The sequence below is a fragment of the Veillonella sp. genome, assembly GCF_018364065.1.
Lineage (GTDB): Bacteria > Bacillota > Negativicutes > Veillonellales > Veillonellaceae > Veillonella_A.
This window is the reverse complement of record NZ_JAGZMO010000006.1, coordinates 67,910-81,194: the sequence shown is the minus strand read 5'-3', so window position 1 is coordinate 81,194 and position 13,285 is coordinate 67,910. Positions and strand designations below refer to the sequence as shown.

Here is a 13,285-nt window from a genome sequence, read left to right as displayed (position 1 = left end):
ATGGCAATACAAAAGCCTCGGGGCACGCAGGATATTTTACCGGCGTCGATAGGTAATTGGCGCTATGTGGAAGCGGCCATTCGCAAGCTTTGCGCAGCGTACGGCTTCCAGGAAATTCGCACCCCGATTTTTGAAGAAACAGGTCTGTTTTTACGAGGTATCGGTGAAACTACGGACGTAGTACAAAAGGAAATGTACTCATTCCCGACAGGCGATAAAAAGGAACAGACTTATACATTGCGCCCTGAAAATACGGCATCTGCCGTGCGCGCCTATTTAGAAAACAAGGTGTACGGTCAGGAAACCTTGACGAAGTGGTTCTACATCGGACCGATGTTCCGTCACGATAAACCACAGGCGGGCCGTTACCGCCAGTTCCACCAGTTCGGCGTGGAAAGCCTCGGTTCACAGGCTCCAACTGCTGATGCGGACGTAATTTTAATGGCCTTGCAATTATTTGAAAGCTTGGGATTGAAAGATTTGAGCGTACAGGTTAACTCTGTAGGCTGTCCAATCTGCCGTCCTGCGTACAGGGAAAAATTGATTGCCTTCTTCGAACCTAAGAAGGATCAGCTTTGCCCTGACTGCCAGAGCCGTTTATACAAGAACCCGATGCGTATTTTGGACTGTAAAGAAGAGTCCTGTAAAGCATTGAGCGTAGGGGCTCCGGAAATTTCCGAAAACCTTTGCGAAGAATGTTCCGGCCACTTTGAACAATTGAAAGCGTTGTTGACAGCTGCCGGTGTAGACTACACCTTAAATCCTCGTTTGGTTCGCGGTCTCGACTACTATACAAAAACAGCCTTTGAAGTGCAATATGCACCATTGGGCTCCCAGAGTGCCGTATGCGGCGGCGGTCGTTACGACGGCCTCGTAGAAGAGCTTGACGGCCCTCATACGCCGGCTGTAGGCTTTGCCGTTGGTGTTGAACGCTTGCTCCTGGCCTTGGAAAAACAGGGACTGTTACCGGATACGGAAGTGGAACCGTCCGTGTTCGTAGTAGCCTTGGGTGAAGCGGCGCAAGTGGAAGGCTTCAAGATTGTTCATGCATTGCGCCATGAATATATTGCGGCCGCTATGACCGGTGAAAACAAAAGCATGAAGAGTCAGTTAAAACATGCTAACAAAATTAACGCAAAATATGTTATTATATTGGGTGATGATGAATTAGCTCGCGGCGAAGCAATCGTTCGCCATATGGAAACGAGCGAGCAGGAAACAGTGTCATTAGCGGAAGTGAAAGCACATATAACCTCATTAGTGAAAGGATGACAATAATGGAAACAATGCAGGGATTGCACCGCACACATGGCTGCGGTACTATCAGCGAAGAACATATCGGTAAGGAGGTTGTTCTTTGCGGTTGGGTAGAACGCCGTCGTGACCATGGCGGATTAATCTTTATCGATTTGCGAGATCGTTCGGGGGTAGTTCAGATTGTGGCCTCTCCGGATCACAATATGGAATCATTCCACAAAGCGGAAGATGTGCGCAACGAGTTCGTACTTTGTGTACGCGGTAAGATTACAGAACGCGATGCGGACGCAATTAACCCAAATCTTGCTACCGGTCGTTTTGAAATGTATTGCGAAGAACTTCGCGTACTTAACAAATCCAAAACACCTCCATTCTACATTCAGGACAATATTGATGTAGATGAAAATATTCGCTTAAAATACCGCTATTTAGACCTTCGCCGTCCGGAAATGCAGCGTAATCTTATGCTTCGTCACCGCGTGACTAAGGCTATGCGCGACTATTTAGACCACAAAGAGTTTATTGAAATTGAAACTCCAATGCTTACAAAGAGTACACCTGAAGGGGCTCGCGATTACTTGGTACCTTCCCGTGTAAATCCTGGTACTTTCTACGCATTGCCACAGTCTCCACAGATCTTCAAACAGATCCTCATGGTGGCAGGCTATGAAAAATACTTCCAAATCGTTCGCTGCTTCCGCGATGAAGACTTGCGTGCAGACCGTCAGCCTGAATTCACTCAGCTCGACTTGGAATTGAGCTTCGTTGATCAGGAAGACATTTTGAAACTCTTGGAAGGTTTGATTCAACACGTATTCAAAACAGCTATGGACGTAGATATTCAGTTGCCAATGCCTCGCATTACCTGGGATGAAGCAATGGATAAATACGGTTCCGATAAACCGGATCTTCGCTTCGGCATGGAATTCACTGATGTAACCGATTTGGTTCGCACGACTGAATTCAAAGTGTTCCGTTCCGTTATCGACAACGGCGGCGTAGTAAAAGGTATCGTAGTACCTGGCGATGCAGGCATTCCTCGTCGTGAACTTGATGATTTGGTAAGCTATGTAAACCAATACGGCGCTAAAGGTTTGGCTTGGGCTTGCTTCAACGAAGACGGAACTATCAAATCTCAGATCATGAAATTCTTGGGCGAAGATACTATCCGCGCTATCGGCAGTGCTATGAACGCACAACCTGGCGACCTTGTTCTTATGATTGCCGACAAACCGGCTGTTGTAGCGAAAGCCTTGGGCGAACTTCGCCTTGAAATGGGCCGTCGCATGAACTTGATCGACGAAGATAAATTGGCATTCACTTGGGTAACAGACTTCCCAATGTTCGAATATAGCGAAGAAGAAAAACGTTATGTGGCTATGCACCATCCGTTCACATCTCCTCGTGCGGAAGATATTGATAAGTTGGCTACCGATCCGGGTTCCGTTAAAGCTATCGCTTACGATATGGTTCTTAACGGCGTTGAAATCGGCGGCGGCAGTATCCGTATTTACCAATCCGACGTACAGGAAAAAGTATTCAACGCTATCGGCCTTACTGAAGAAGAAAGCCGCAGCAAATTCGGCTTCATGTTGGATGCATTCCAATTCGGCGCACCTCCACATGGCGGCTGCGCATTCGGTCTTGACCGCTTGGTTATGCTCATGGCTAAACGTCAGTCTATCCGCGACGTAATTGCATTCCCTAAAACACAGAGTGCATCTGACCTCATGAGCCAGGCTCCATCCGAAGTAGCTCCTAAACAGTTACGCGAATTACACATTAAAACCAATACTGAAAAAGAAAAATTAGTATAGGCGTAAATAGATATAACCGCAGTCCTCTTTGGGGATTGCGGTTATATTTTTTGTAAAAATACATAACCCTTTTATGCATAGTTACAGTGCAACTATGATAAATGTATATCAGGAATACTTGTCAAGGGCTTGAAATAAATGACTGAGTTTGCTAATATATTATTAAAGATTACCCCTGCTGTGTGCGTGTGGTATCGCAGTTTTGAGCCAACATTATTACATAGGGAGCTTGGACTCTCATAGTGGCGCTACGCCTGAAGAAGGACAGTAAGATTATGAGGAGAGCACCCACCTGCTCATGCAGGATCAAAACACGGTACATATACGGCATGGTGGGGATCTTTTAAAGCCGCCTTTAGGGTGGTTCTTTTTTTTTCTCTAAATTAGTGAGAAGATTTTCAAATTAGTGAGAAGATTTTCGGTCTAAGTAGAAGTTTCTTGCTTTACGATGGCGACTTTGGTTTTATAAAAAAGCTCTTTTCTTTATGGAGAAAAGATATGCAAGAATATGTGCCGAAAAGCAGATTGTATGAGATAATAAGTATAAGTGTAAAATAGATTAAACGGTGAGTGAGGTGGCTTTATGGACAGTTTGTTTGATACATTGGAGACAAAGAGTTTTGAACCTTTGGCGGTGCGTATGCGCCCCACGTCTCTGGACGATTTTTTCGGACAGGAAAAGGCGGTAGGGAAGGGGACTTTTTTGCGCGCCATGATTGAACAGGACACTATTCCGTCCTTGTTGTTCTACGGGCCGTCCGGCACAGGCAAGACGACCTTGGCCGGCATTATTGCACAACTCACCAACAGTCATTTCGTAGTTCTGAACGCCACTAATGCAGGCATCGGCGAATTGCGCACCATCATTGAAACGGCGCGCAAGACGATTCGCAATCTGCAGCAGCGGACGATTTTATTTTTAGACGAAATTCATCGCTTTAATAAGAGCCAGCAGGACGTACTGCTTCCTTGCGTGGAAGATGGCACGATTATCCTCATTGGTGCTACCACAGAAAATCCGTTCTTCGAAGTAAACAGACCGCTTCTTTCCCGTTTGCGACTTATTACGCTGGAAAGCCTTACGCCGAAAGCGATTGTGAACGTTTTAAAACGAGCTCTTCGTGATACGGAGAAGGGACTTGGCAAAAAAGAAGTGACCGCAACGGACGAAGTGTTGGAAGAAGTGGGCATTTTCGTAAGCGGTGATGCGCGCATTGCCCTTAATATACTGGAACAGGCCGTGGCCATGGTGCCGGAAAAGGGCGAACTCACTCTCGATGTACTGGAACGCGTGGTGGGACGTCGCATTTACAGTTACGATAAAAAAGGGGACAACCATTACGATACGATTTCCGCATTTATAAAAAGTATGCGCGGCTCCGATCCTGATGCGGCCGTGTATTACCTGGCACGTATGATTGAAGCCGGTGAAGATCCGAATTTCATTGCGCGCCGTATTGTTATTTGCGCGGCGGAAGATGTGGGATTGGCAGATCCGCAGGCCTTGGTTGTGGCCAATGCGGCGGCACAGGCGGCTCATTTAGTGGGCTTTCCTGAAGCGCGGATTATTTTATCGGAAGCCACGATATATGTGGCCCTCGCTCCGAAGAGTAACAGTGCGTACATGGCCATTGACCGGGCTGTGCAGGATGTACGTCATATGCAGCAGGGGACCGTTCCGGCTCACTTGCGTGACACGCACTACAGCGGTGCGGGCAAATTGGGACACGGTTTAACCTATAAATATGCCCACGATTATCCGAACGGTTATGTGAAGCAACAGTACCTTCCAAACGAGCTTAAAGGTAGAACGTACTATGAAGGTATAAGCCGGGGAACGGAAAAAGAATTGTTGGAAAATTGGAGCGAACGTACAGGCGATAAAACTTCAAAAAGATAGGTATTCTGTGGTATAATAATATGCTATGGTATTGTATAAATTAACTTTCCTTCCGTACTATGTTGCTTTGGAAATGATAGGGTCGGAATATTGAAAGTTATTTTATAAAACACTGCTTTTGAGGATGTTTGTAGGGTGAGTGGAAGTGTTCGCCCCTTGTAAGTTAGATAGATTGAGGTGTATGTAGACAATTATGGCGCAGCAAAAGGAGTCGACTCGTGCCAAGGCGGCGAAGAAGCCGAGTACGAGCCGAAAACGAACGACTACGACAACAACAAAGAAGAAAACGGCCCCGCAGAAGAGCACGAAAATTCGCAAAGAGGTGCGCGGCCTATTTATCATGCTTATTGCCTTGGTAGCCTTATTGGGGATCTTCGGCATATCATCAGGTATGTTTATTGACATCTTATCGGGATTCTTTATTTACGGATTCGGTTTGGGCGGCATCGTGCCGTGCATTTATGTGGGCTACGTAGGTTGGCGTATTCTCTATGCCGACGAAGGGTTCCGCATAACGAAACGAGGCGTTTTATTAACGGTCTTTTTCTTATTCCTTATCGCCTTGATTCCGTTAATTCGCGTGCCGCAGGGGGCGGAATTACAAACTACTATGCTGGCCGACCAGGGCGGCGTTATGGGTGGTTTCATCGCTTCCATGCTGCGCAGTATGCTCGGTGATATAGGGGCCATGTTGGTAGACATTGTGGTACTCCTCGGCTTGGGCCTGTTGATTACCCAAGTATCGCTCCGTACCGGTCTTCACCGCACAAAAGAAAAGGCTGAAGTGGGTATAGAAGCAGCGAAAGCGGTCGCTGAAGAAGCGGCACAGAACGTGAAAGTACGCTATGAAGACTGGCGTGAAGAGCAGCGTGAACGGAAGCGCGTTTACGATCAGGAAAAAGATAACTCCTTCGCACAGCGCATTATTGCAGAAGAAGAAAAACAGACCGCTGCACAGGTGGCTCAGCCTCAAACAAATGCACAGGCTGAACAGGGCCATGCAGGCGCTTATGTGCAGGGACCCCAAGGACATGGTGCTCATGGCCAGACGGTTCATCCGACGCAGCAGGCCTATGCAAATGCTCATACACAGCCTACGCAGGTTGATGTGCGCATGCAGCAGCCTCATTCCAGCGTTCGAAGAGAACCTGTACAGGTTGATGCTCGCACACAAGAGGCGCACGGCGCCGCATATGCACCGCATGTGACATCTGCAGGTGCATATGAAGGGGAAACACACTTTAGAGAGATTACCTATATGGATGATAAACCGTTCCCGGATACCTATGTGGACGAAAGTGCCGCAGTGAGTCAGATGGCGGACGACACTGTCTACGATGTAGATGACGTGGAAACAGGTTTTATTCCGAGTCGAAGAACTGATTATGATACAGTAGAAAATACAGGCGACTCCGCTTATAGCGGAACTGTTCCGACTGTGGACGGTGAAGTTACACCGGTTGAAGAGGCCGGACAGGGAGCTGTAGAATCTCATAACGAGGCAGGTCATGGAGTAGCTCCTAATGATACAGCTATGGCCGTGCCGTCCTTCCTGGAACCTAGCATGGCACAGGAACTTCAACATGAAGGAAATGGCGCAGTGAACGCCGCACAGGCAGGCGCTTCCGGTATGACTGCACCAGCCGTAGGTCAGATGACAGCAGGTGCTGCAGTTGCCGGAAACGGCGCTGCTGCAGGCACAATGGCCGCTGCAGGTGTGGCAGGCACGGTAGCAGGTGCTGCCGGTGCAGCTGAAGGAACGTCTGCCGGTACAGGTATCTTAATTCCTTCGCTGGAAGGTACTGAAGAAGATACAGCCGCTGTAGCGGTTACTACCGACGGGGCACCAAAACCTCGCATTTTAGAAGCGCCATATTCCTATCCGCCATTGTCTATGTTGGCGCACGGAACGATGAAAGCCATTTCACCGGAAGAAATCAGCCGCAACAGCATGAAGCTGGAAGAAGCGTTGCAGTCCTTCAAGGTTATTGCGAAGGTTGTAAATGCTACGCAGGGACCGACGGTTACACGTTATGAATTGGAACCGGAACCGGGGACCAAAGTGGCGTCGATTCTTAAATTGTCCGACGATTTGAAGCGAAGCCTGTCCGCTGTGGACGTGCGTATTGAAGCGCCGATTCCGGGTAAATCTACGGTAGGTATTGAAGTACCGAACGACGAACCGTCGTCCGTAAACTTGCGCGACGTACTGGAAAGCGATGATTTCCAACATGCGCGCGGCGGTATTCCGGTAGGTCTCGGCAAGGATATTGCAGGCAAGCCGGTTATTACCGACTTATCTAAGATGCCTCACCTTCTCATCGCCGGCTCTACAGGTTCTGGTAAATCCGTATGTGTAAATACGCTGATTTCCAGTATCTTGTTCAGCCGCAAGCCGTCAGAAGTTAAGTTGATTCTGGTGGATCCGAAGATTGTAGAATTGTCTGTTTACGACGGGGTGCCTCATTTGATGGCGCCGGTTGTAACGGATATGAAAAAAGCGGCCAGCGTACTTCGTTGGCTCACTCGTGAAATGGATAACCGTTATAAGATGCTCAGCCTTACAGGGCATCGTAAAATCAGCTCGTATAACGAAGCATTCCCGGATAAAGCATTGCCTTATATCCTGATTATTATCGACGAAATGGCGGATCTCATGATGACCGAGCCTGAGGTGGAAGAAGACATCAGCCGTTTGGCGGCGAAAGCCCGTGCGGCCGGTATTCACCTCGTATTGGCTACGCAGCGTCCGTCCGTTGACGTTATTACAGGCGTCATTAAGAGTAATGTGCCGAGCCGTATTTCCTTTGCCGTGGCTCAGGCCAATGACTCCCGTATTATTTTGGATACGGGCGGTGCGGAAAATCTCCTCGGTAAAGGGGATATGCTGTTCAGCCCAATCGGCTCCAGCAAACCGATCCGTATTCAAGGGGCCTTCATTTCCGACGACGAAGTGGAACACCTCGTACAATATGTGAAAAAGCAGGGCACTGCGCAGTATGACGAACGCGTTATTGCCGCAGGCGACGAAGCGGACGAAGAACCGGCCGGCGTACCTGCAGAAGACCGCGATGAATTATTGGAACGGGCCATTGATTTGGTGTTCGAACATAAACAGGCATCCGCATCGTACATTCAACGTCGTTTGCGCGTAGGATTCTCCCGCGGCGCACGTCTGATCGACACGATGGAAGAAATGAAGATTATCGGCCCTGTAAACGGCAGCAAGCCACGGGAAATTCTCATGACTCGTGAAGAAGTATATGATAAATATGGCATTTAATGAAAAGGAGGAGCTCTCTTGGCAACGATTGGGGAAGAACTGAAGCGCGAACGCAATCGACGCGGTCTGACCATTAAAGATGTGGAGCGGGTGCTGCACATTCGGGCTGCCTATTTGGAAGCTCTGGAAGAAGATAATTACAATATCATCCCCGGGGATGTGTATGTAAAAGGATTTATCGGCAACTATGCCGATTTCCTCGGCTTGGAACGTCATCGTTTCATTGACCGATATAAAAGTATTATCGGCGAACCGCTGGGCGTGCCGATTCGCAAGATAAAGCCGCGCCGCGTGCCGGCTCACGAAGAAGTGGAGAAGGAAGTGGCCGTTGTGCCGCCTGCTTCGAAGCGTCTTACGTATACGTCCCGACAACAGCGCCGCAAGAAGACATTGGCGCAGGAACGTCTGGCCGTTACGATTATACTCATTTGTATAGTACTGTTTTTAATTTGGTTGTTCTTTATGTAAAGAAAAGGATTGAGTGATGGATACAAATCGCTTTTTAATTACGACCAGGGCTGAAATGGAAGCCAAAGGTTGGGCGGAGCTGGACTTTGCATTGATTACCGGCGACGCGTATGTGGACCATCCGTCCTTCGCAGGCAGCGTTATCGGCCGTTTGCTCGAGCACCACGGGTATCGGGTAGGCCTTATAGCACAGCCTGACTGGAACGATGTGAACGCATTTAAAACCTTGGGAAAACCACGTTTGGCATCCTTGGTAACGGCGGGCAATTTAGACTCTATGCTCAATAAATTTACTGCAGCTAAAAAGTTCCGCCATACAGACGGCTATTCACCGGGAGGTGAAAGCGGCCACCGTCCTGACCGGGCTACATTAGTTTATGCGAACCGCATGCGCGAAGCTTTTCGCGACGTGCCGGTTATCATAGGCGGTATCGAAGCCAGTTTGCGACGTTTTGCACACTACGATTACTGGTCCGACACGGTGCGCCGTTCCATTTTGCAGGACAGCAAATCGGACGCCCTTATCTACGGTATGGGTGAACGACAGATCCTGGAATTGGCGAAGGCGCTTGATGAAGGACGTTTTGAAGAAAGCTTGCCTCATATTAAAGGCATTTGCTATATGAGCAAGGAAAAACCGGAAGGTACGTTTGTGGAATGTCCTTCCTTTGAAGCGGTGAAGGCGAGCAAGAAAGACTTTGCCGAAGCATTTCGCATTCAATATTACGAACAGGATCCTTTTATCGGGAAAACAATTATCCAGGCTCATGGGGATCGCTATTTAGTACAGAATAGCCCGGCCTTACCGCTAGACCAGAAGCAAATGGATGAAGTATATGATCTGCCGTTTACGCGGCAATGGCATCCGGCCTATGATGAGGCAGGTGGCGTGCCGGCACTGAGTGAAGTACAGTTCAGCCTCGTAAGTCAACGCGGTTGTTTCGGCAGTTGTTCCTTCTGCGCCATTACGAGCCATCAGGGACGAATTATTCAGAACCGCAGTCACGAATCACTTATCAACGAAGCGAAGCGCATGATCGACATGGCGGATTTCAAAGGCTACATTCATGACGTAGGAGGCCCGACGGCCAACTTCCGTCATTTAGCGTGTCAGAAACAGGCTAAATTCGGCGCCTGTCCGGGCAAGAACTGTGCTGCGCCTGTCCCTTGTGAACACTTAGATACAAGTCACGATGATTATCTGGACTTGCTTCGCAAGTTGCGCAAACTGAAAGGCGTTAAAAAAGTGTTTGTTCGTTCCGGACTTCGTTATGATTACGTACTGGAAGATAATAACCGACAATTTGTGAAAGAACTTTGTGAACATCATGTAAGCGGTCAGCTGAAAGTGGCGCCGGAACATGTGTCAAAGAATGTAACTGATATTATGGGCAAGGCCGGCAAGGATGTATTTCTTGAATTCAAAGACTGGTTTGATGCGGCCAATCGTCAGCTCGGGAAGAAACAGTACCTCGTACCGTACTTCATGAGTTCTCATCCGGGCTGTACACTAGCTGATGCTATTGAATTGGCGGAGTTCCTGCGCGACCAGGGCATGAACCCTGAACAGGTGCAGGACTTCATTCCTACGCCGGGCAGCCTGTCTACGGCGATGTACTATACGGAAATTAATCCGTTGACCGGCGAGCCGATTTATGTGCTGAAGAAAGCGCATGACAAGGCGATGCAGCGTGCGCTCATGCAGTATAAGCGCCCTGAAAACTACAAGCTTGTATACGAAGCGCTTATGAAAGCGAATCGGAAAGACTTAATTGGATTCGGACCGCACTGTCTTATTCCGCCACGGCCGATTAAAAACTACGCGCCGCAGAGTGGCGGAGCCGGTGCTTCCAAGGGCGGCTTCAGAGGCGGCGCAGGTTCGCGTAACAGTTCCGGTACAGGTGCTCGAAGCGGCGCCCGCAGTTCCTGGAAAGGGCGTCCCGGTGAAGGCGCGAAAGGTTACGGCGCTTCAGCGGGCGACAACTCGAGAGGCGCTTCACAAGGCCGTTCAGGCTCATATCGTGCAGGCAGTTCGACGCGCGGGGCAAACTCGTACGGTCGTGCCGAAGTTGGTATGAGTAAACGGGCAAAATCGGGCAAAAAACCTAGATAACTTTCTTTATAATATGTCATAATGGAGGCGGGCAATGGTATGAAACGTTTTTGGCCAATTGCATTGTTAGTCATATTTGTCATGGCCGTTTTTGCGGCAGGCACATATTTTGAAAAAAATAAACAAAAAGAGCGCACTGCCATTCCTATCAAAGCGGAGCTGACAATTTATTCGGATTTGCCGAATAATGTGACCGCCGTGCTGGCGCAACAGTATGAAATGCTGTACCATGTTCGCCTGAATTTTCAACCTCTCACCGAAGAGCAGATGGCTACGCGCATGACGCTCCCTTTGGCGGACCAGAAGGGTGACTTGGTAATTACCAGTCGCGACAACTTGGATATCGGCGTTAAGTATAATCAACTGAAACCGGTACTCACCGAAGGGGCGGACGAAGTGTCCGACAGATTTAAGAATCCTGATGCCCTATGGGTAGGGCTTTGGTACGATCCGGTTGTATTCGCCCAAAGCGAAGCATTCTATGACCGCATGGGCCGCTATGTAACGGCTTGGCAGTCCTTAATATTGCCGGGCGAATGGAATGTAGTCATGACCGACTTTGTGGCGTCCCGCAGTGCAGCGAATATTCTGTACAGCTTTGTGGAACGGTACGGAGAAGAACAGGGGCTGGAGTACTTCGTAGAGTTGAAACCTCATGTTTCGCAGTATGCTAAATTCCTGTCTACGCCGATACGCTTAGCCGCGTTGGGCGAAACAGATCTGGGTATCGGCAACTATTCCGACGGACAGCAATATGCAATGCACAAGTATCCGGTGAAAATTATTTTCCCGGCCGACGGAACGCCGTACTACCTGACCGGGGTCGGCATGCTGAAGAGTGTGAAGAATGAAGAAGAAGCGACGCGCCTGGTAAAATGGCTTTTGTCAAAACAGGTGTCGCAACTATTGACTGACAACAGTTTTTATTATGTGTATACCAATCCGGAAATTCCGAATCCTGTGGATTCACTGGGCCGTGAGTTGGTATTGTTTGATAGCCGGGGCGGCTATACGGAAGAAGGAAAAAAAGTTTTATTAAATAGATGGATAAGCCAAGTGCGATTTAGAAAGGGATAATAATGAGTAAAAAGTTGGGCTATGTAAGTTTAGGCTGTGCCAAGAATCTGGTAGATACTGAGATTATGTTGGGCGCGCTTAAAGCCAATGACTATGAAATTACCGACAATTTGGAAGAAGCGGAAATTATCATCGTCAATACTTGTACATTTATCGAGAAAGCGAAAGCGGAATCGGTAAATACGATTTTGGAGATGGCGGAGTTTAAAAAATTCGGTGCCTGCCGCGGTTTAATTGTTGCAGGTTGCCTGAGCCAACAATATCAGGAAGAGTTGTTTAAAGAAATCCCTGAAATCGATGCACTCATCGGTACAGGTTCCTGGAATCGCATTATGGAAGCTATTGATGCTATCAATGAAGGTCATCGCGCCTGCATTATGGATTCCATTACGAATATTTACAACGAACGTATGCCTCGCATGCAGACTACGCCAACATACAGCGCGTATGTAAAAATCGCGGAAGGCTGCGACAACGGCTGTACATTCTGTATTATTCCGAAGGTGCGCGGTTCCTACCGCAGCCGTACGATTGAATCCATCGTGGAGGAAGTACAGCGTTTGGCGGATATGGGCGTTAAAGAAATTAACCTCATTGCGCAGGACACAACCAGCTACGGTTCCGACCTTAACAACGGCAAACCTATGTTGGTAGATCTTTTAAGAGAGTTGGTGAAGGTAGATGGCATCCAATGGTTCCGCCTATTGTATTTATATCCTAAATACTTCACCGATGATTTACTGGACTTCATCGTTCAGGAACCTAAAATTTGTAACTACATCGACCTGCCGTTACAGCACATCAATGACGATATCTTGCGCCGCATGAACCGCAAGGATCGCAAAGCGGATATTGTTACTTTATTGCAAAAAGTACGTGCGAAAGCGGACCATGTCACATTGCGTACATCTATCATTGTCGGCTTCCCGGGTGAAACGGACGAACAGTTCGAAGAACTGTGCGAATTCGTGAAGGAAGTTCGCTTCGATAACATGGGCGTGTTTACATACTCCCAGGAAGACGGTACGCCGGCCGGTGCTATGGCGGATCAGATTCCGGAAGAAGTTAAAGAAGACCGCTACCACACATTGATGGCCATTCAGGCCGCTATTTCCGAAGAAAATAACCGCGACCTGGAAGGTACCCATCAGCAGGCTATCGTTGAAGAAATCGACGAAGCGGAAGACGGCACATTGCTCGCCAAAGGCCGCTTGTCTACACAGGCTCCTGATGTGGACGGCAACATGTACATCGAAAACTGCCAGGGCGAAGGCCTCGAAGTGGGCGACATCGTGCCGGTTACAGTGGTGCAGGGCTTCTCCTACGATGTAGTGGTAGAGTTAGATAAATAAGTCTTAGCCGGCTTACCT

At 48.5% G+C, this 13,285-nt stretch carries 8 protein-coding genes and 1 other RNA gene; all 9 read left to right on the top strand.

Features of this window, described 5'->3' with window-relative positions; translation table 11 throughout:
* The 9 genes from hisS to rimO all read left to right on the top strand — a co-directional run bounded on the left by hisS (window position 1) and on the right by rimO (window position 13,267).
* Window positions 1-1,272 carry a histidine--tRNA ligase gene (gene hisS, locus KHZ77_RS07530; protein ID WP_295197453.1) on the top strand — a complete coding sequence of 424 codons (1,272 nt, stop codon included), beginning with the start codon at window positions 1-3 and terminating at the stop codon, window positions 1,270-1,272.
* 5 nt (window positions 1,273-1,277) lie between these two features.
* Entirely contained in the window at window positions 1,278-3,074 is a 1,797-nt protein-coding gene (aspS, locus tag KHZ77_RS07525; protein WP_295197450.1) for an aspartate--tRNA ligase, read from the top strand.
* Window positions 3,075-3,243: 169 nt separating this feature from the next.
* Window positions 3,244-3,417: non-coding RNA, 6S RNA (ssrS, locus tag KHZ77_RS07520), on the top strand.
* A gap of 240 nt (window positions 3,418-3,657) precedes the next feature.
* Window positions 3,658-4,974 carry a replication-associated recombination protein A gene (locus tag KHZ77_RS07515; protein WP_295197448.1) on the top strand — a complete coding sequence of 439 codons (1,317 nt, stop codon included), beginning with the start codon at window positions 3,658-3,660 and terminating at the stop codon, window positions 4,972-4,974.
* Between the two features lie 193 nt (window positions 4,975-5,167).
* Window positions 5,168-8,257 (top strand): DNA translocase FtsK, encoded by a 3,090-nt coding sequence (locus tag KHZ77_RS07510; protein ID WP_295197446.1) that lies wholly within the window; start codon window positions 5,168-5,170, stop codon window positions 8,255-8,257.
* An 18-nt stretch (window positions 8,258-8,275) separates the two neighbouring features.
* Complete coding sequence (locus KHZ77_RS07505) at window positions 8,276-8,725, top strand: helix-turn-helix domain-containing protein (RefSeq protein WP_295197444.1); 450 nt, start codon at window positions 8,276-8,278, stop codon at window positions 8,723-8,725.
* A gap of 16 nt (window positions 8,726-8,741) precedes the next feature.
* The gene (locus KHZ77_RS07500; protein ID WP_295197441.1) at window positions 8,742-10,838 is read left to right on the top strand and encodes a YgiQ family radical SAM protein; all 2,097 of its coding nucleotides are present in this window, start codon (window positions 8,742-8,744) and stop codon (window positions 10,836-10,838) included.
* 39 nt (window positions 10,839-10,877) lie between these two features.
* A complete protein-coding gene (locus tag KHZ77_RS07495) occupies window positions 10,878-11,915 on the top strand; it encodes an extracellular solute-binding protein (RefSeq protein WP_295197439.1) in 1,038 nt (345 codons plus the stop codon).
* A 2-nt stretch (window positions 11,916-11,917) separates the two neighbouring features.
* The gene (gene rimO, locus KHZ77_RS07490; protein WP_295197436.1) at window positions 11,918-13,267 is read left to right on the top strand and encodes a 30S ribosomal protein S12 methylthiotransferase RimO; all 1,350 of its coding nucleotides are present in this window, start codon (window positions 11,918-11,920) and stop codon (window positions 13,265-13,267) included.
* Window positions 13,268-13,285 lie beyond the last annotated feature (18 nt).